This window comes from Gluconacetobacter johannae (assembly GCF_014174305.1).
In the GTDB taxonomy this organism is placed as follows: domain Bacteria; phylum Pseudomonadota; class Alphaproteobacteria; order Acetobacterales; family Acetobacteraceae; genus Gluconacetobacter; species Gluconacetobacter johannae.
Genome location: NZ_JABEQH010000008.1, coordinates 108,412 through 126,549, shown reverse-complemented (window position 1 = coordinate 126,549; position 18,138 = coordinate 108,412). Strand labels below are relative to the sequence as shown.

Sequence of the window (18,138 nt, the reverse complement as noted above, 5' to 3'; positions counted from 1 at the left end):
TGCCTGACGCATCCATTATAGAACGCGGACATGAGCGGTGACAAAACAGTGATGAAGGCCTGGGCGCGGGCACAGTCGCGTCTTGGTCGTCGGCAGGCGATGCCGATCGTGGGCCTGGGCATGCTGTCGAGCCTGGTCGCGGTGGGGCAGGCCTGGTGCGTGGCGGCGATCCTGGCCCGCGTTCTGGTCGGGCGGGCCGGTCCCGGCCCGGGGGGGGCTGGGGCGACCGGATTGCTGGCCACCCTGGCGGTGCTGGCCCTGGCGCGCGGGCTGTGCCTGATGCTGGGCGACATTGCGGCGGCGCGGGCCGGCCGGGCGGCCCGGCTGCGGCTGCGCGACGGCGTGCTGTCGGCCATCCTGCGTGGCGGCCCGGCCCTGCTGCGCCGGCAGCACAGCGCGGAACTGACCGCGCTGGCGGTCGACCGGGTCGAGGCGCTGGACGGGTTTTTCGCGCGCTGGATTCCGGCGTCGATGCTCTGGATCGCGGCGCCGGGGCTGATCGCCGTGCTGGCCGCCTTCGTCCAGCCGGGGTCGGCCGCGATCATGGCGGCCTGCGGGCTGGCGGTTCCGGTCGGCCAGGCGCTGTTCGGCATCGGCGCGGCCGTCGCCTCACGCAACCAGTTCCTGGCGATGACGCGACTGCAGGCCCGGTTTCTGGACCGGGTGCGCGGCATTGCCACCATCGTCCTGGCCGGCCGGACCGAGGACGAGGCCCATCGCCTGGCCGATGCCGCCGACGAACTGCGCCGCCGCACGATGAAGATCCTGCGGGTTGCGTTCCTGTCGTCGGCGTCCATCGACTGCGCGATGGTCATGGCCCTGGTGCTGATCGCCCTGCGTAATGGCGGGGTGGTGCTGGGACTGCATCACGGCGACATGCCCCCCGCCGTGATTGCGGACGCGACGATGCGCGGGCTGTTCGTCCTGCTGCTGGTGCCGGAATTCTTCGTGCCCCTTCGCGGGCTTGCCCTGGCCTATCAGGATCGGGCGCATGCGGCAGGGGCCGCATCGGCGATGGCGGTCCTGCCCGACGGCGACGTGCGGGCGGCGGGCGGTGCGACGGTGCAGGCCGGCGCCCACGGCGTGTCCGTCGCCTTCGAGCATGTCACTTTCGCCTGGGATGCGGCGCGGGGGGCGGTTCTGGATGATCTCAGCTTCGCCGTGCCGGCGGGCCAGACCCTGATCCTGGTCGGCCCTTCGGGATCGGGGAAATCGACGATCATCGAAATGCTGCTGGGCTTTGTCATGCCCGGCGGGGGGCGCGTCACCATCGGGGGGGCGGACCTTGCGGCGCTGGCGCCGTCCACCCTGTCGGGGCTGGTCTCGTGGATCGGGCAGAAGCCGGTGCTGTTCGCCGGTACGTTGCGCGAGAATATCCTGTTCGCCCGGCCGGACGCCAGCGCCGAGGAGGTGGAGGATGCCCTGCGGGCCGCGGCAGTCGATACATTCCTCGCGGGCCTGCCCGAGGGGCTGGAGACGCGGATCGGCGAGGGCGGATTCGGCCTCTCGGGCGGGCAGGCGCAGCGGGTCGCCATCGCGCGGGCCTATCTGAAGAACGCGCCGCTGCTGCTGCTGGACGAGCCGACGGCGCATCTCGATCCCGCGACCGAGGCCGATATCCTCGCCAGCCTGCGCGGGCTGGCGCGGGGGCGGACGGTGATCCTGGCCAGCCATTCGGCATCGGTGCATGAATTTACGGGTCAGCGCCTCGATCTCGGCCTTCGCCATCCAGCACCCGCGCTTGGGGAGCACGAACATGTCGGATAAAGCCGAAGGCGGGCTGGCCCCCGTCCTGCGGATCCTGTCCCTGTGGCGGGCGCGTGCGCCCCTGCTGATCGTGGGCGGGGTGTTGTCGCTGCTGGCCGTGCTGGCAGGGCTGGTGCTGATGCGGGGCGCGGGCATGCGCCTGGCCGGCACGGCGTCCGGCGCGCTTGTCGTCGGCGTGCTGCTGCTGCGGGTGTCGGGCATCGGGCGCGTGGTCCTGCGCTATGTCGAACGCCTGGTGACGCACGACGCGATGTTCCGCGCCCTGGCGGATGTGCGGGTGTGGTTTTTCCGTCATCTGGCGGGCGGGGCGGCGGCCGGGCTGGGGTTTCGCCGCGCCGGCGACCTGCTGTCGCGCCTGGTGTCGGATGTCGAGGCGCTGGACGCGCTGTATCTGCGGATTCTGGTGCCCCTGGCCGGGGCGTGCCTGATCCTGCCGTTCCTGGTCCTGGCCGTGCTGCCTGTCGATCCCGTGCTGGCGGTGGTCGTGGGGGGATTGTTCGTGACGGGCGCGTTCGTCCTGCCGCTGGGCGCGGCCCTGCTGGGCCGTCGGCAGGCGGGGGCGCTGACGCACCGCCTGGCCGCGCTGCGGATCGGGGTGCTGGATCTGGTCAGCGGCCTGCGCGAAATCCGCGCCTTCGGGGCCGAGGGGCGGATCCTGTCCCATGTCCGCGAACGCGATGCCAGCCTGTTCGATGCCCAGGCGCGGCAGGCGCGCCTGCTGGCGGTGGTGGGCGGGGCGTCCTACCTGTGCGGGCAGGCGGCGGTGCTGGCGGTGCTGGCGGCGGCGCTGGGCGTGGGGTTCGGGCCGATCCCGGCGGTGCGGGCCGTCGGCCTGCTGTTCCTGGTCGTGGCCGGGTTCGAGGGCATCGGCGGGCTGACGCGGGCCGGCGCCCTGGCCGGGGGCGTCAGCCGGGCGGCGGCCCGCGTCATCTCGGTCGGCGGGCAGGACGGGCCGGCGGCGCCGGTGGGCACGCGGCCGGCGCCGGCCGACACCCATCTGCGCTTCGAGCAGGTCGGGTTCCGCTGGCGCGCCGACCGTGCGCCGGTGTTCGACGGGCTGACCCTCGATATTCCGGCCGGATCGCGCGTGGCAGTGCTGGGGCCGTCGGGAATCGGGAAATCGACGCTGGCCGCGCTGCTGCTGAAGGTCGCGGCGCCGACTTCGGGCAGGATCACGCTGGGCGGACAGGATCTGGCGGATCTCGACAGCGGGTCGGTGCGCTGCCGCGTGGCCTGGCTGTCGCAGGCGACGCATCTGTTTGCCGACACGATTCGCGCCAATCTGCTGCTGGGCCGGCCCGACGCGACCGAGGCCGAGCTGTGGACGGCGCTGGATCGCGCGCAGATCGGCGACCTGGTCCGCTCCATGCCCGACGGGCTGGACAGCTGGCTGGGGGAAGGGGGCGCCACGGTTTCCGGCGGGCAGGGCCGACGGATCGCCCTGGCCCGGACGCTGCTGTCGGATGCGCCGATCCTGATCCTGGACGAGCCGGCGACGGGACTCGACGCCGAGACCGAGCGGGACTTCCTGCTGACGCTCAACACCGTCACCACGGGCCGCACGGTCATCCTGATCGCGCATCGGCTGGTCGGGGTGGAAAGACTGGACCGGATCTGGCGCCTGTCGGACGGGCGGGCGAACGCCGTCGCGGCATAGGCGCGTCGCCCGGCGGACGGGCGGTCAAAGGTTGACGGGGGGCGGACCAGCAGGCACCAAGGCGATATCAACCTTGTTGCTGAATACTCAAGTCGCCGGCATATCCGCGGTATCGGCGGCCGATTCATCCATCAGCCGAATGTAAAAAGGGGTCTGCCGATGCGTCGCCTGTCACTGGTCCTGGGTCTTTGTCTGCTGGCAGGCTGCGCGACCGGGCCGTCCCGGAAATATATCGTCTTCTTCACCCGGGATTCGACGGCGCTTGACGACCCCGCGCGGCTGGTCGTGGCCCATGCGGCCGAGCAGGCGGCGCACTATCCGAATTCGGTCATCAACGTCGAAGGCTACGCCGCCGCCCATGGCGACCTGTCCGCCGATGCGCTGCTGGCGATCGACCGGGCCAAGCGTGTGTCGGCCCAGTTGGCGGCGGACGGGGTTGCCGGCGGCCGTATCCGCCAGAAGCCGCGCGCGCCCTCGAACGAGGATGGCGCCGTCGGCTCTCGCCGGGTCGAAATCGAGATCACCGCGGGCTGAGCGGCGGGCGGGCGATTTCCGGCCATGGCAGCGGCCTCCATCATGACGGATAACGGTCTCGACACGTCCCCACGGGCTGTCCTGTCCCGCGTTTTCGGCTTTCCCGATTTTCGCGGATTGCAGGAACAGGCGGTGGGCGAAGTCATGGCCGGGCGCGACTGCCTGGTGCTGATGCCCACCGGCGGGGGCAAGAGCATCTGCTATCAGGTTCCGGCGCTCAGCCGTCCCGGAACCGGGCTGGTGGTGTCGCCGCTGATCGCGCTGATGGACGACCAGGTGGCGGCGCTGCGCCAGGTCGGCGTCAATGCCGGCGCCCTGCATTCGGAACTGGAGCCGGAGGATGCCGCCCGGGTGCGGTCCGACCTGATGGCCGGGCGACTGGACGTGCTCTACGTCTCGCCCGAGCGCCTGTTGTCGCCCGGCATGCTCGACCGCCTGTCCCGGCTGCCGCTGTCGGTCATCGCGATCGACGAGGCCCATTGCATTTCCGCCTGGGGGCACGAATTCCGTCCGGAATATCGTGCCCTGGCCAGCCTGCCGGAGCATTTCCCCGGCGTGCCGCGCATCGCCCTGACGGCGACGGCCGACCCCCGGACCCAGGCGGATATCCTGGACGCCCTGGCCATGCCGGACGCGACCGTCCTGCGCGCCAGCTTCCATCGCCCCAACCTGGATATCGCCGTCCGGCCCAAGACGTCGGAAACGCGGCAGTTGCTGGATGTGCTGGGGCGGCATCCGGGCGAGGCCGCGATCGTCTATTGCGGCAGCCGCAACAAGACCGAGCGCGTCGCCCGCGCGCTGCGTGAACGTGACTGGCCGGCCCTGCCGTTCCATGCGGGCCTGCCGCCGATCGAGAAACGCGCGGCGCTGGCCCGGTTCCGCTCCGGCGAGCCGGTGGTGATCGTGGCGACCATCGCCTTCGGCATGGGGATCGATCGGCCGGACGTGCGTGCGGTCGTGCATCTGGACATGCCGTCCTCGCCCGAAGGCTATTATCAGCAGATCGGCCGCGCCGGCCGTGATGGCGAGAAGTCCGAGACCGTGCTGCTGTATGGCGGCGACGATATCGCGCGCGCGCGGCACTGGCTGGAACAATCCAGCGCGCCCGAGGCCCAGCAGCGGATCATGAGCGCGCGGCTGGAGGCCATGGTTACGCTGACCGAAACGACCGGCTGCCGCACCCAGGCGCTGCTGTCCTGTTTCGGCGAGACGCTGGCCGGGCCATGCGGGCATTGCGACAATTGCCGCAACCCCGTCGCCTCGTTCGACGGTACGGTCGAGGCCCAGAAGGTCCTGTCCGCGATCTATCGGATCGGCCAGAAATTCGGGGCGGTGCATGTCGCCTCGGTCCTGCGCGGCAAGGACAGCGAGATGGCCACCCGCCACGGCCATGACCGGCTGGGCGTCTTCGGCGTCGGCAAGGACCGGCCCGAACTGTTCTGGCGCGGGGTGATCCGGCAGTTGATCGCCCGGGGCGCCATCCGCGTCACCGGCGATTACAATGCGCTGGCCCTGAATCAGGAGGTCGCGCGCCCCATCCTGCGCGGCGAGCAGAAGCTGATGCTGCGCGAGGACGCAACCGACGAGCTGAAGGCCGGAAGGGGGCGCACCGCCCGAGCGCCCAGCGGGACGCGGGTGGCCGTGTCGCTGCCGCCCGAGGCCGAGGGCCCGTTCGCCGCCCTGCGCGCCTGGCGTCTGGGCGAGGCGCGGGAACAGGAAATCCCGCCTTATGTGATCTTCCACGACATCGTGCTGCATGACATCGCAATGGAACGTCCGGCGACGCTGGACGCGCTGGGGCGAATCAAGGGGGTCGGCGCGTCGAAGCTGGACCGCTACGGCGCCGCAGTCCTGCAGGTGCTGGCCGGCGCGGGCGGATAGAGCCCGCCCGGCGCGCGCTCAGGGGGCGGTGTCGGCGGTGTCCTGCGCGGGGCGGACGTCAAAGGCGACGGTCCGGGTCGTGCCTCCCAGGAAGTGAAAGACCACCGGGATGCTCCGCCCCGGCTGGACCGTTGCGTCATAGCCCCGGCAGACCAGATGATACCCGCCCGGCGGAAACACCAGCGTGGTCTGCGCGGGCAGGGCCATGTGGGTGAACAGCGTGGCGGTTTCGCTGGTGCTTTCCTGTTCGGTATGATGGGCGAACAGGTCCCGGCAGGCGGTGGCGGTCACGCCGGTCAGCAGATGGACGTCGACGCCCCGGTTCTCGATCGTGAAATAGCCGCCGGCGATCTGTCGTTCGGGACGGATGATCTGTATCCATGCATCGCGGATCTCGATGTCCCCGGCGGCATTGGCCTGTCCGGGAAGCGACGTCGATGCATCGGCCGCCCGGGCGGGCGGGATCGCGCACGGTCCGGCCAGCAGGGTCAAGGGCAGGACCAGGACGGGTACCAGGACGGGCACCTTGCCGAACAGTCGGGGAAACCGGCTGTATCGCGTCATGATGGGTCTCCTTGCCGGTCTGTTTTCGCCCAGGGTATCAGCAAGCCGCCGCCGGGCAAAACATGTGGTTCGCTCTGGCGCATCGCGGGGCCGGGCTTGCGTCCGGCCGATTTCATGCGCATCTCGGGGCAGGACGAACGCCGGTCAGGATTGCCGCACGCATGCGATGCCCTTTTTGTGGACACGAGGATACCCAGGTCAAGGACAGCCGCCCGCATGAGGACGGCGCCGCCATTCGCAGGCGGCGGATCTGCGCGTCGTGCAGCCAGCGTTTCACGACGATCGAGCGGGTGCAGCTTCGCGACCTGTTCGTCGTGAAGGTCGATGGTCGCCGCGTGCCGTTCGAGCGTGACAAGCTGGCACGGTCCGTCCGCGTGGCGCTGCGTAAGCGCCCGGTGGACGACGAGCGGATCGAACGGATCGTCAACGGGCTGGTCCGCCAGTTGGAGGCCTCGGGCGAGACCGACATTCCCTCCCGCGATATCGGCAAGCTGGTCATGGACACGCTGCGCGAGGTCGATGTGGTGGCCTATATCCGCTTTGCCAGCGTGCATTGGGATTTTCGTGAAACCAAGGATTTCGCTGCCATTCTGGAGTCGATTCCCGGCACCATGGCCCAGGGCGGCCCGGCCGCCGGCGACACGGACCTCCGCCCCGCTGTGGCCGGCGCCTATGGACCTGGCGACGTAAAGAGGCGATGAAGCCGCCATTGGCGGAATCGCGGCATGCAGGAGACACGCGTATGAACGGCGCACAGGACGAAGACACGACCCGGCAGAAGCCCCGGTCCCGCACCGCATCGCGCGTCGCGGTCGTGCAGGCGCTGTTCCAGATCGAACAGGGGGGCGACACCCCCGAGACCGTGATCGCGCAGTTCGTGCGGCATCGCCTGAGCGCCGCGTCCGGTACGGGGGAATATGAGGACGGGCAGGTGCCCGAGGCCGACGTGCAGTTGTTCGAGCAGGTCACCCGCGCGGCGGTGGCGCGGCGGGAACAGGTCGATGCCCTGATTGTCGATCTGCTGCCGCCCACATGGCCGGTCGCGCGGCTGGACCCGGTGCTGCGTGCCCTGCTGCGCGCCGCGGGCGCGGAACTGGCGGCGGTCGAGGGCGTGCCGACGCGGGTGGTCCTCAACGAATATCTCGACATCGCGCACGGGTTCTTCTCGGGCGACGAGCCGAAGATGGTCAATGGCGTGCTGGACGCCATGGCCCGCCGCCTGCGCGAGGCGCCGGCCGCGCCGGTCCCCGAGGCCGACGAGGCCTGATCCAGGGAGGCGGCCGATGCCTTCCGACCCTGCCGGGCCCCCGGACGCCCGGCTGCCACCCGAATTCGGGTTCATCCGGCGGCATTTCCAGGCGCTGGCCGGCGAAGGCGCGCTGGGCCTTGCCGATGACGCGGCGCTTGTGCGGCCGCCGGCCGGGCGGGATCTGGTGGTCGCCGTCGACACCATGGTGGAAGGGGTCCATTTCCTGCCGGACGATCCGGCGGATACGGTGGGGCGCAAGCTGCTGCGCTGCAACCTGTCCGACCTCGCGGCGATGGATGCGACCCCGCTGGGCTATCTGCTGTCGGTCTCGCGGCCGCCCGGACGGGACGATGACTGGTTCGCAGGCTTCGCCGCCGGCCTGCATGACGACCAGGCCCGCTACGGCGTGACCCTGCTGGGCGGGGATACGACCGGCACGTCCGGGCCGCTGGTCCTGTCCCTGACCATCCTGGGCCATGTGGCGCGGGGCCGTGCGTTGCGGCGCAACGGCGCGCGCGACGGCGATGGGGTCTGGGTGACCGGCACCATCGGCGACGGGGCGCTGGGGCTGCGGGCGCTGCGGGGCGAACTGGACGATCCGGCGGGCGTGCTGGCCCGCCGCTATCGCCTGCCCGAACCCCGGATGGGCCTTGGGCTGGGCGGCATCGCCTCGGCGGCCATGGATATCTCCGACGGGCTGGTGCAGGATCTGGGCCATCTGGCGCGGGAAAGCGGGGTCGGGGCGCGGATCGACGCATCGCTGGTGCCGCTGTCCCCTGCGGCCCGCCACGCCGGGGCGGCGTGGCTGCCGGTCTGCCTGGGGGGCGGCGACGATTATGAATTGCTGCTGGCGGTGCCCCCGTCGCACGAGGCCGCGCTGCTGCGCGCCGCAGCAGCGCGCGGTGTTGCGGTCACCCGGATCGGGCGGTTCGAGGCCGGCACGCAGGGTGTCGCGGTCCATGACGCGTCGGGCCGGCCGCTGGTCCTGGACCGGGCCGGATGGAGCCATTTCTGATGGCCTTCCATGCCCCGAAAAAGCCGACATCCTGACGTAACGGGAAGCATCGAGAGAAAGGGTCCCGATGGCCAGAGCGCGCCGGAACGGCGAAACACGATTCGATCCCACGACGGTGCTTGTCACCGGGGCGTCCAGCGGGATCGGCGCCGAACTGGCCCGCTTCTACGCGCGGTCGGGCCGGATGCTGGTCCTGTGGGGTCGGGACGCCCACCGTCTGGAGCAGGTCGCCCGCGACTGCCGCGCCCTTGGCGCAGGCGTGCGGACGCGGGTGCTGGACCTGCGCGATGGCGGGGGGGCGATCGCGGCCTTCAGGGCCGACGACGACCGTCATCCGGTCGATCTGCTGGTCCTGGCGGCCGGGCTGGGGGACATGCGCCAGAACGCGGCGCGGACCGAGGACGCCGAGACCGTGCTGGAACTCGGCCTGGTCAATTACGCGACGCCCTCGGCCCTGGCCACGGCGGGGGCCGAGCGCATGGTTGCGCGCGGGGTGGGGCATATCGCGATGCTGGGCTCGGTCGCCGCGTTTCATGCCCTGCCGTTCGCCCCGGCCTATTCGGGGTCCAAGGCCGGGCTGATGCGCTTTGCCGAGGCCCTGCGGAACGGTCTGTCGGAGTACGGGGTCGGGGTGACGCTGGTGTCGCCGGGCTTTGTCGATACGCCCATGAGCCGCCGGGTCAGCAGCGCCAAGCCCTTCCTGCAGACCGCGCCGGCGTCGGCCCGGCTGATCGCGCGCGCGATCGAGGAAAACCGGGCCCATCTGGTCTTTCCGCGCCTGTTTTCGGTGCTGCGTTTTCTCGATATCGTCATGCCGCGCCCGATCCGCGACGGTATTTTGCGACGGCTGAAGGCCGATCAGGCGCCGCGCCCGGCATCCTGACGCCCACGCATTCCGCCCGGCTGATGCGATTCCGGACTTGACGGCGCGGGGCGGGAATCGGACACGAGACGAATAACAATAATGTGCACCGGGCGGCAGCGGCGAAGGGCCGCGCGTCCGATAGAACGATGCCACGGAGCCTGTTGAAGACATGAAAGAGATCGTAGCGGTCGATATCGGCGGGACCCACGCGCGCTTCGCCATCGCCACGGTGGATTGCGGGCGCGTGGTCAGCCTGGGCGAGGCCACGACCCTGAGATGTGCCGAGCACGCCAGCCTGCAACTGGCCTGGGAGGCCTTCGCCCGCCAGATCGGCCAGAGCCTGCCGCGCGCGGCAGGAATCGCCGTCGCCTGCCCGGTGCAGGGTGACATCCTGAAGATGACCAACAATCCGTGGATCATCCAGCCCGCGCAACTGGGCGCGAAGCTGGGCGTGGACGAGCATGTGCTGGTCAACGATTTCGGCGCGGTCGGCCATGCCGTGGCCCAGGTGGATGCATCGCACCTGCGTCATCTCTGCGGCCCCGATCGCCCGTTGCCCGAATCGGGCGTGACCACGATCGTGGGGCCGGGCACGGGCCTTGGCTCGGCCTATGTCGTGCGGCGGGACGGGCGCTATCTGGTGTGCGAGACCGAGGGCGGGCATGTCGATCTCTCGCCCCTCGACCAGGTGGAGGACCAGATCCTGCAGCGCCTGCGGCGGCGCTATCGCCGGGTGTCCGCCGAACGCATCGTGTCCGGACCGGGGCTGGTCAATCTGTATGAGGCGATTGCCGAGATCGAGGACCAGTCGGTGCACACGCGCGACGACAAGGAATTGTGGACCCGCGCGCTGGACGGCCGCGACCACATGGCGTCCGCGGCGCTGGAACGATTCTGCCTGGCCCTGGGGGCCGTCGCGGGCGATTTGGCCCTGGCCCAGGGCGGCAACAGCGTCGTCATCGCCGGCGGGCTGGGCCTGCGGCTGGCGGATCATCTGCCCAATTCCGGATTCGCCGAGCGATTCGTGGCCAAGGGACGTTTCGAATCGATGATGGCGGACATGCCGGTGAAACTCATCACCCATCCGCAGCCCGGATTGTTCGGGGCGGCGGCAGCATTCGCCGAGCGCTTCGCCTGACGCGCGCCGCGTGCCCCCATGAAAGGGCGCGCGGCCAGCCGGGGGGTAAAAAATGTGGGAAAAGCCCGGAAGACCGGGCTTTCGTCACCCTATGCGATGATCTGGGAAGATCGCTTGGAGGTCCGGGCGGGAATCGAACCCACATTCGCGGATTTGCAGTCCGCTGCATCACCATTCTGCCACCGGACCTGACCGGGTGCGTTGGCTATATCCACTCTCTCTCCCGCGCGGTCAAGCCGTTGTGTGCGTACGGCCTGCTAGGCAGACGGGTCGCGCGGCCATAAAACTGTCTGCGCCGGGGAACCTTCGGCCAGGGACGTCGCGCGCGCATGCCGGCGCCGTCGGGACAGCAGTGAAGGGAGTGTCATGAACCAGTCCGCGCTTGAAGAATTCGCCCTCGATTACGACGCCGCGCGGCAGAGGATGGTGGATGCCCAGATCCGCCCGGTCCAGATCAACGATCCCCGGATCATCTCGGCCATGCGCGACCTGCCGCGCGAACGCTGCCTGCCGGCCCCGCTGCGTCCCTTCGCCTATGCCGACCAGAGCCTGGAGATCGGGGGCGGGCGCGTCCTGACGGAACCGCGGATCGTCGGCCGGATGGTGCAGATCGCGGCCCCGCAACCGGGCCAGCGCGCGCTGGTCGTCGGGGCGGGGACGGGGTACGTGCCGGCCCTGCTGGCGCGGCTCGGCCTTCATGTGGTGGCCCTCGAATCGGATTCGGCCCTCAGCACCATCGGCAAGGCCTTCTGCGCCACCGAGGCGCCGCAGGTGGTCTGGCGCGACGGCGACCTGGCGTCGGGCGATGCGGCCGGCGCGCCGTTCGACCTGATCGTGATCGACGGCGCGGTGCGCGCCATCCCCCAGGCCCTGCCGGCGCAACTGGCGGACAAGGGCCGCATCGTCTGCGTGGTCTGGCCCGAGGGCGGCGTCGCCTCGGCCAGCGTCGCCGAACGCACGGCGCAGGGCGTGGGCATCCGTCCGGTCTTCGACGTCGCACTGCCGTTGCTGCCGGAACTGGTGCCGGCCCCCGTCTTCGCCTTCTGATCGGCCGCAGCGCGCGACGGTCATGCAGATCCTTTCCCCGGGTATCGAATGTCGTCTACAACCTTGGGTAGCGTGATGGGTGATGGCGAGCGGGACACGGGGAGGGGACGGATGAAGCGAACCTGCGGGATCGGGGCCGGACTGGCCGCCCTGCTGTGCGGCGGCACGGCCCTGGCCCAGCGCTATGACGGCAGCGGGTCGCCGACCTTCGTGCCCCATACGTTGCAGGAAGCGCTGGCCGCCGCCTACCTGACCAACCCGACCTTGCAGCGGGAACGCGCGACGCTGCGCGCGACTGACGAGCAGGTGCCGAGCGCGCTGGCCGGCTGGCGGCCGACCGTCACCGGCAACATGAACCTGACCTATTTCAGCGGCACGAATTCGGTGGCGCGGCAGCAGGGCTATGCCGGATACGATCGCCGGTTCGACGTGCCCGGCTACACGGGCGGGGTCACGATTTCCCAGCCGCTCTATTCGGGCGGCCGCACCACGGCCAGCACCCACAAGGCGGTCAATCAGGTGATGGCCGAGCGGGCGAACCTGATCGCGACCGAGCAGCAGGTCTTCACCGACGTGGTCGACGCCTATGTCGGCGTGATCGAGGACGAACAGCTTCTGCAACTGAACATCAACAACGAGAAGGTGCTTCAGGCACAGCTTCGCGCCACCAGCGAGCGCTTTCGCGTCGGCGAGATCACGCGCACCGACGTGGCCCAGGCCGAGGCCGCGCTGGCCAGCGCCCGCGCCGCCCGGCAGGAAGCCGAGGGCACGTTGCAGACCGCGCAGGCGACCTACATGCAGGTGGTGGGCATGGCGCCACCGCCCAACCTGGTGCCGCCGCAACCCCTGGTCCTGCCGGTGAAATCGCAGAACGAGGCGATTGCCCAGGCGGTCCAGAACAACCCCAACGTGGTCAATGCCCTGTTTACCGAGGCCTCGCAGAAGGATGCGGTGTCCGTCGCCCTGGCCGCCATCCTGCCGCAGGTGACGGCCGAGGCCTCGTACATGCACGGCAGCAACCAGAGCAGCGGCCGGTCCCTCAATGACGAGAAATACGCGACGCTGAATTTCCAGGTTCCGATCTATCAGGGCGGATCGGAATATGCCGCCGTTCGCCAGGCACGCCAGCAGGCCACCGAGGCGCATCGCGCCGTCGATATCCAGCGGCGCGCGGCGTTGCAGCTTGCCTCGTCCAACTGGCAGAAGCTGGTGGCCTACAAGGCCTCGATCGACAGCAACCGCACCGCCATCGCCTCGAACATCGTTGCCCTGGACGGGGTGGAGCGCCAGGCCATCGTCGGCACCAGCACGACGCTGGAGGTCCTGCAGCAGCAGCAGACGCTGCTCCAGGCCCAGGTGGCGCTGGTGCAGAGCCTGAGCAACCTCGTCACCGCGTCGTACGGCGTGGCGGCGGCCATCGGGCGCCTGACGTCCGCCGACCTGAAACTGGACGTCCCACGCTATGACGAGACCGCCTATTACAAGGCGGTCAAGGACCGGCTGTGGGGCATCAGCGACCACGCGACGAGCCAGCCCGGACGCTGACGCGCCCGTCCGCCGCGACGGGGACCGGGGTGCTGCGATCGTTTCTTTCGGTCGGGTTTTCGGTATAAGCGGCGGACACGGGGCGTATCCCGCCGGCTATTCATCAAGTTAGGTCTGGCTTTCGCGATGCTGAACAAGTCTTTCTCGCCCGGCGAGATCGAACCGACATTATATGCGCTCTGGGAACGGAATGGCGCGTTCGCCGCCGATCCGGGCAGCGACGCCCAGCCCTACACGATCATGATCCCGCCGCCGAACGTGACCGGCACGCTTCATGTCGGCCACGCGCTGACCATGACGTTGCAGGATACGCTGATCCGCTGGCGGCGCATGCAGGGGCGCGACACCCTGTGGCAGCCGGGCACCGACCATGCCGGCATCGCGACGCAGATGGTGGTCGAACGCACCTTGCAGAAGGAAGGCACCTCGCGCCAGGCGATGGGCCGCGAGGCGTTCGAGCAGCGGGTGTGGCAATGGAAGGCGGAATCGGGCGGCGGCATCACGACGCAGCTGCGCCGGCTGGGGGCCTCGCTGGACTGGCCGCGCGAACGCTTCACCATGGATGACGGCCTGTCGCAGGCGGTGCGCGAGGTCTTCGTCACCCTGTATCGCCAGGGGCTGATCTACCGGGACCGGCGGCTGGTGAACTGGGACCCGGCCTTCCGGTCCGCGATTTCGGACCTGGAGGTCGAGAATCGCGAAATCCAGGGCAGCCTGTGGTACATCCGCTATCCCGTCGAGGGGGAACCGGGCCGCACCATCACCGTGGCGACCACCCGGCCCGAGACGATGCTGGGCGACATGGCGGTTGCCGTGCATCCCGAGGACGAACGCTATGCCGACCTGATCGGCCGGTCGGTGGTCCTGCCGCTGACGGGCCGGCGCATCCCCGTCGTCGCGGACACGCATTCGGACCCTGAAAAGGGCAGCGGCGCGGTCAAGATCACCCCCGCGCACGATTTCAACGATTTCGAGGTCGGACGCCGCCACAAGCTGGCGATGCCCAGCGTGCTGGACGCCGATGCCCGCATCACCCTGGCCGAGATCGAGGGCGATCTGCGTGCCGAGGACGGGCTGGCCGATCCGCAGTTCGTCCGGGGGCTGGACGGCCTGCCGCGCGACCAGGCCCGCAAGACCATGGTCGAGGAACTGGAGCGCCTGGGCTGGCTGGAGAAGATCGAGCCGCATCGCAACCAGGTGCCCCATGCCGAGCGGAGCGGCGCGGTCGTCGAACCCCGCCTGACCACGCAGTGGTATTGCGATGCCGCGACGCTGGCCGGACCGGCGATCGCGGCGGTGGAGACCGGCCGCGTCCAGTTCGTGCCGCAGCAGTGGGAAAACACGTTCTTCGCCTGGATGCGCGAGATCCAGCCCTGGTGCATCAGCCGGCAGCTGTGGTGGGGACACCGGATTCCGGCCTGGTACGGTCCGGACGGGCATGTGTTCGTGGCGCGGGACGAGGCCGACGCCCAGGCGCAGGCCCACGCGCACTATGGCCACGACGCGGCCCTGAGCCGGGACGAGGACGTGCTGGACACGTGGTTTTCCTCGGCCCTCTGGCCGTTTTCCACGCTGGGCTGGCCGGAGCGCACGCCGGACCTGGCGCGCTACTACCCGACCGACGTGCTGGTGACGGGATTCGACATCATCTTCTTCTGGGTGGCCCGGATGATGATGATGGGCCTGCATTTCATGGACGACGTGCCGTTCCGCACGGTCTTCATCCACGGGCTGGTCCGCGACGAGCGCGGACAGAAGATGTCCAAGAGCAAGGGCAACGGCATCGACCCGCTGGAGATGATCGACCAGTATGGCGCCGATGCCATGCGCTTTACGGTCTGCGCGCTGACCGGGCTGGGCCGCGACGTCAAGCTGGGGCAGAAGCGGATCGAGGAACATCGCTCGTTCGTCACCAAGATCTGGAATGCCGCGCGGTTCTGCGAGATGAACGGGGTGAAGCCGGTGGACGGCTTCCGCCCCCAGGATGCGACCTCGGCGCTCGGCCGCTGGATCCTGGACGAGGCCGCGCGCGCGAGCGTCGAGGCCAACGCGGCGCTGGAGGCCTTCCGCTTCGATGAATATGCGGCGACCTGCTACCGCTTCGTCTGGAACTGCTTCTGCGACTGGTTCCTGGAGTTCGCCAAGCCGGTCTTCAACGGAGAGGACGCGGCGCAGGCGGCGGAAATCCGCGCGGTCGCGGCCCATGTGCTGGGCGTGATCCTGCGGATATTGCAGCCGGTGATGCCGTTCGTCACCGACGACCTGTGGGCGCAGTTCGGGTTCGGCGCGCCCGGCAGCCTGATGACCACCGCATGGCCCGAAGCCGTCCGCCCGGACGGCGCCGAGGAGGCTGCCGCCGAACTGGACTGGGTCGTGCGGTTCATCTCGGCGATTCGTACCGTGCGCGCCGAAATGAACGTGCCGCCGTCGCGCCTGGCGCCCGTGCTGCTGCGTGACGCCGCGCCGGCGACGGTGGAGCGGGCCGGCCGCTGGGCCGAGGCGATCGGCCGCATGGCCCGGGTGTCCGAGGTCACGGTGCTGGCGGGCGAGATGCCGCAGGGCGCGGCGCAGCTGGTGGTGGACGAGGCGACGCTGGTTATCCCGCTGGCCGGAATTATTGATTTGTCGCAGGAGCGCCAGCGCCTGGAAAAGGAGCGCCGGAAGATCGACGACGAAATCGCCAAGGTCGAGCGCAAGCTGGGCAATGCGGATTTCATTGCGCGCGCCAAGCCCGAGGTCGTCGAGGAAAATCGCGATCGCCTGGCCCAGCAGCAGGGCGAGCGCGCCCGGCTGGACGCGGCCCTGGCCCGTATCGCCTGATCGGCGCCGGGTCGGCCCGGAGTCGCGCCGTCGTCACCATCACTTCTCTTTTAATCCGGCCCGCGCCGTCACATGTTGAGGGACGGGCCAGATGATCGGGACGGGGGATTCGGATGACGGACCATACGACGCATGGCGCGTCCCGCCGGGACGTCGCCTATCTGGGGGGCGGATGTTTCTGGTGCATCGAGGCGATGCTTCGGGAACTGGCGGGGGTGCTGGACCTGGCGCCGGGATATGCCGGCGGCATCCGGCCGGACCCGACGTACGAGGAGGTCTGTACCGGCCGGACGGGCCATGCCGAAATCGTCCGGGTGGGGTTCGATCCGGACATCCTGCCTTATGCGGACCTGCTGCGGATCTTCTTCACCCTGCATGACCCGACGACGCCGGACCGGCAGGGTGCGGATGTCGGCACCCAGTATCGTTCGGTGATCTTCTGCACGGATGCCGCGCAGGAACGCGCCGCCCGTGCCGTGCGGGACGAAATCGCGGCCTCCGGCCTGTGGCCCGACCCGATCGTCACCGAGATCCGTCCGCTGGAGCGGTTCTACGAGGCCGAGCCTTATCATCACGACTATTTCGCCAAACATCCCGAACGCGGCTATTGCGTCGCCGTGATCTCGCCGAAGGTCGCGAAGGTGCGCCGCCTGTTCCACGACCGGCTGGCGCTGGTGCGTCGCGTCTAGGAGGCTTCCTCGTCCAGGAACAACTGGTCGGCTTCCTCGTCGAAATCGAACAGTTCGGCGTAGCGGGCCCAGCCGATCAGCGTCTGCAGGGTCTGCTTGGCGTAATCGGGGGACATGCTGTCCTCCAGCTCGTCACGGAAGCGTTCGGCGCTGGCGCGATGGTTCGGCCGTTCGTCCAGGACCGCGCGGATGGTGCGGACCAGCGGAATATTGTGCAGCAGGCTGTGCCACAGGATGTGCTTGCGTTCGTCATGGGTGCTCTGGACGAAGCGGGCGCCTTCCTGCGTCAGGATGATGTCGCCGTCTTCCAGTTCGGCGAATTCCAGAAGCTGGAGCGATTCCCCCAGCGGGAACAGATCGTCCAGTTCCAGTTGCAGCCGCGACGCCAGCAGCGGCAGGTCGGCGCGCCCGTCCAGCGGATCGGCGGCCAGTGTTTCCATCATGCCCACCATGGTGTTGATCGGCAGGGAGGGCAGGGCGATCTGGACCGCCGGGGCCGGCTGGGGACCTTCCTCGCCGGGCAGTTCGGCTTCCGAGACAATGGGCGCGCGACGGGTCATCAGCGCGTAGATCCGGTCCACCACCTGCCGGAAGGCCGGGGCCTCGCGATTGCGAGGGTGGGCGAACGGCACCGTCAGCTCATGCGCCACCCGCCCCGGATTGGACGAAAAGACCAGGATGCGGTCGCACATCAGCACCGCTTCCTCGATATTGTGCGTCACCAGCAGCACCGACTTGATCGGCAGGCGGCGCTCGGCCCACAGTTCGATCAGGTCGGTGCGGAGGTTTTCCGCCGTCAGCACGTCCAGCGCCGAGAACGGCTCGTCCATCAGCAGCAGGTCGGGGTGCACGACCAGCGCGCGCGCCAGGCCGACGCGCTGGCGCATGCCGCCCGACAGTTCCTTGGGATAGGCGTTTTCGTACCCGCCCAGGCCGATCAGGTCGATGGCGTTTTCGGCCAGACGCTCGCGCTCGGCCGCCGGCACGCCCTTCGCCTCCAGCCCCAGTTCGACATTCTTCTGCACAGTCAGCCAGGGGAACAGCGCGAAGGACTGGAAGACCATCGCGATGCCCGGCGCGGGGCCCTGCAGTTCGTGCCCCTTCCACAGCACCTGGCCGGAGGTCGGCGGCAACAGGCCCGCGATGATCCGCAGCAGGGTGGATTTGCCGGACCCCGAACGCCCCAGCAATCCGACGATCTCGCCGGACCGCAGGGTCAGGTGCACGTCGTCCAGCACCACCAGGTCGGCGGCGCTTTCCTTGTGATAGGCCTGCCGGCAGCCGACGATGCGGATCAGTTCGTCATGGTCCGGCCCGGCGGGCGCCGAGGCGGGCATGGTCATCTCATGGGGCATCGCAGGGGGCAT

15 protein-coding genes and 1 tRNA gene are annotated in these 18,138 nt (G+C 69.5%); 13 read left to right on the top strand and 3 right to left on the bottom strand.

Annotated features, from left to right (window positions below; translation table 11 throughout):
* The first annotated feature begins 30 nt into the window (after positions 1-30).
* The 4 genes from cydD to recQ all read left to right on the top strand — a co-directional run bounded on the left by cydD (position 31) and on the right by recQ (position 5,839).
* Positions 31-1,767 (top strand): thiol reductant ABC exporter subunit CydD, encoded by a 1,737-nt coding sequence (cydD, locus tag HLH21_RS07510; protein WP_182942895.1) that lies wholly within the window; start codon positions 31-33, stop codon positions 1,765-1,767.
* The gene (gene cydC / locus HLH21_RS07505) at positions 1,757-3,424 is read left to right on the top strand and encodes a thiol reductant ABC exporter subunit CydC (protein ID WP_182942893.1); all 1,668 of its coding nucleotides are present in this window, start codon (positions 1,757-1,759) and stop codon (positions 3,422-3,424) included. The genes cydD and cydC overlap by 11 nt, the downstream gene beginning before the upstream one ends.
* Positions 3,425-3,583: 159 nt before the next feature.
* Positions 3,584-3,958, top strand: coding sequence for an OmpA family protein (locus HLH21_RS07500; RefSeq protein ID WP_182942891.1), 375 nt, complete (start codon positions 3,584-3,586; stop codon positions 3,956-3,958).
* 42 nt (positions 3,959-4,000) lie between these two features.
* Positions 4,001-5,839 carry a DNA helicase RecQ gene (recQ, locus tag HLH21_RS07495; RefSeq protein WP_182942889.1) on the top strand — a complete coding sequence of 613 codons (1,839 nt, stop codon included), beginning with the start codon at positions 4,001-4,003 and terminating at the stop codon, positions 5,837-5,839.
* A gap of 18 nt (positions 5,840-5,857) precedes the next feature.
* Here recQ and HLH21_RS07490 read toward each other — a convergent pair whose 3' ends face one another.
* On the bottom strand, positions 5,858-6,403 hold the full coding sequence (locus HLH21_RS07490; protein ID WP_182942887.1) for a copper chaperone PCu(A)C: 546 nt from the start codon (positions 6,401-6,403) through the stop codon (positions 5,858-5,860).
* A 161-nt stretch (positions 6,404-6,564) separates the two neighbouring features.
* On the opposite strand from HLH21_RS07490, the gene nrdR reads away from it, so the two are divergent.
* From nrdR to glk, 5 genes are all read left to right on the top strand, one after another.
* Positions 6,565-7,104 carry a transcriptional regulator NrdR gene (gene nrdR, locus HLH21_RS07485; RefSeq protein ID WP_182942885.1) on the top strand — a complete coding sequence of 180 codons (540 nt, stop codon included), beginning with the start codon at positions 6,565-6,567 and terminating at the stop codon, positions 7,102-7,104.
* 41 nt (positions 7,105-7,145) lie between these two features.
* Positions 7,146-7,670: a transcription antitermination factor NusB gene (gene nusB / locus HLH21_RS07480; RefSeq protein ID WP_182942883.1), complete on the top strand. Its 525-nt coding sequence runs from the start codon at positions 7,146-7,148 to the stop codon at positions 7,668-7,670.
* A 16-nt stretch (positions 7,671-7,686) separates the two neighbouring features.
* Positions 7,687-8,667 (top strand): thiamine-phosphate kinase, encoded by a 981-nt coding sequence (gene thiL / locus HLH21_RS07475; RefSeq protein WP_182942881.1) that lies wholly within the window; start codon positions 7,687-7,689, stop codon positions 8,665-8,667.
* Between the two features lie 67 nt (positions 8,668-8,734).
* Positions 8,735-9,550 carry an SDR family NAD(P)-dependent oxidoreductase gene (locus HLH21_RS07470; RefSeq protein WP_182942879.1) on the top strand — a complete coding sequence of 272 codons (816 nt, stop codon included), beginning with the start codon at positions 8,735-8,737 and terminating at the stop codon, positions 9,548-9,550.
* Positions 9,551-9,701: 151 nt separating this feature from the next.
* Positions 9,702-10,670, top strand: coding sequence for a glucokinase (gene glk / locus HLH21_RS07465; RefSeq protein ID WP_182942878.1), 969 nt, complete (start codon positions 9,702-9,704; stop codon positions 10,668-10,670).
* Positions 10,671-10,785: 115 nt separating this feature from the next.
* On the opposite strand, the gene HLH21_RS07460 is transcribed toward glk, so the two are convergent.
* Positions 10,786-10,859, bottom strand: a tRNA-Cys gene (locus tag HLH21_RS07460).
* A 177-nt stretch (positions 10,860-11,036) separates the two neighbouring features.
* Here HLH21_RS07460 and HLH21_RS07455 point away from each other — a divergent pair.
* The 4 genes from HLH21_RS07455 to msrA all read left to right on the top strand — a co-directional run bounded on the left by HLH21_RS07455 (position 11,037) and on the right by msrA (position 16,771).
* A complete protein-coding gene (locus tag HLH21_RS07455; protein WP_182942876.1) occupies positions 11,037-11,717 on the top strand; it encodes a protein-L-isoaspartate O-methyltransferase family protein in 681 nt (226 codons plus the stop codon).
* 111 nt (positions 11,718-11,828) lie between these two features.
* Positions 11,829-13,262 carry a TolC family outer membrane protein gene (locus HLH21_RS07450; RefSeq protein WP_182942874.1) on the top strand — a complete coding sequence of 478 codons (1,434 nt, stop codon included), beginning with the start codon at positions 11,829-11,831 and terminating at the stop codon, positions 13,260-13,262.
* A 126-nt stretch (positions 13,263-13,388) separates the two neighbouring features.
* On the top strand, positions 13,389-16,082 hold the full coding sequence (locus tag HLH21_RS07445) for a valine--tRNA ligase (protein ID WP_182942872.1): 2,694 nt from the start codon (positions 13,389-13,391) through the stop codon (positions 16,080-16,082).
* Between the two features lie 113 nt (positions 16,083-16,195).
* On the top strand, positions 16,196-16,771 hold the full coding sequence (msrA, locus tag HLH21_RS07440) for a peptide-methionine (S)-S-oxide reductase MsrA (RefSeq protein WP_182942870.1): 576 nt from the start codon (positions 16,196-16,198) through the stop codon (positions 16,769-16,771).
* Here msrA and HLH21_RS07435 read toward each other — a convergent pair.
* A complete protein-coding gene (locus HLH21_RS07435; RefSeq protein WP_373319585.1) occupies positions 16,768-18,114 on the bottom strand; it encodes an ABC transporter ATP-binding protein in 1,347 nt (448 codons plus the stop codon). The genes msrA and HLH21_RS07435 overlap by 4 nt on opposite strands.
* Between the last annotated feature and the right edge of the window lie 24 nt (positions 18,115-18,138).

Excerpts from the sequence above, each read along its gene's own strand:
- cydD (WP_182942895.1), top strand. The coding sequence starts at position 31 with ATGAGCGGTGACAAAACAGTGATGAAGGCCTGGGCGCGGGCACAGTCG.
- cydC (WP_182942893.1), top strand. The coding sequence starts at position 1,757 with ATGTCGGATAAAGCCGAAGGCGGGCTGGCCCCCGTCCTGCGGATCCTG.
- HLH21_RS07500 (WP_182942891.1), top strand. The coding sequence starts at position 3,584 with ATGCGTCGCCTGTCACTGGTCCTGGGTCTTTGTCTGCTGGCAGGCTGC.
- recQ (WP_182942889.1), top strand. The coding sequence starts at position 4,001 with ATGACGGATAACGGTCTCGACACGTCCCCACGGGCTGTCCTGTCCCGC.
- HLH21_RS07490 (WP_182942887.1), bottom strand. The coding sequence starts at position 6,403 with ATGACGCGATACAGCCGGTTTCCCCGACTGTTCGGCAAGGTGCCCGTC.
- nrdR (WP_182942885.1), top strand. The coding sequence starts at position 6,565 with ATGCGATGCCCTTTTTGTGGACACGAGGATACCCAGGTCAAGGACAGC.
- nusB (WP_182942883.1), top strand. The coding sequence starts at position 7,146 with ATGAACGGCGCACAGGACGAAGACACGACCCGGCAGAAGCCCCGGTCC.
- thiL (WP_182942881.1), top strand. The coding sequence starts at position 7,687 with ATGCCTTCCGACCCTGCCGGGCCCCCGGACGCCCGGCTGCCACCCGAA.
- HLH21_RS07470 (WP_182942879.1), top strand. The coding sequence starts at position 8,735 with ATGGCCAGAGCGCGCCGGAACGGCGAAACACGATTCGATCCCACGACG.
- glk (WP_182942878.1), top strand. The coding sequence starts at position 9,702 with ATGAAAGAGATCGTAGCGGTCGATATCGGCGGGACCCACGCGCGCTTC.
- HLH21_RS07455 (WP_182942876.1), top strand. The coding sequence starts at position 11,037 with ATGAACCAGTCCGCGCTTGAAGAATTCGCCCTCGATTACGACGCCGCG.
- HLH21_RS07450 (WP_182942874.1), top strand. The coding sequence starts at position 11,829 with ATGAAGCGAACCTGCGGGATCGGGGCCGGACTGGCCGCCCTGCTGTGC.
- HLH21_RS07445 (WP_182942872.1), top strand. The coding sequence starts at position 13,389 with ATGCTGAACAAGTCTTTCTCGCCCGGCGAGATCGAACCGACATTATAT.
- msrA (WP_182942870.1), top strand. The coding sequence starts at position 16,196 with ATGACGGACCATACGACGCATGGCGCGTCCCGCCGGGACGTCGCCTAT.
- HLH21_RS07435 (WP_373319585.1), bottom strand. The coding sequence starts at position 18,114 with ATGACCATGCCCGCCTCGGCGCCCGCCGGGCCGGACCATGACGAACTG.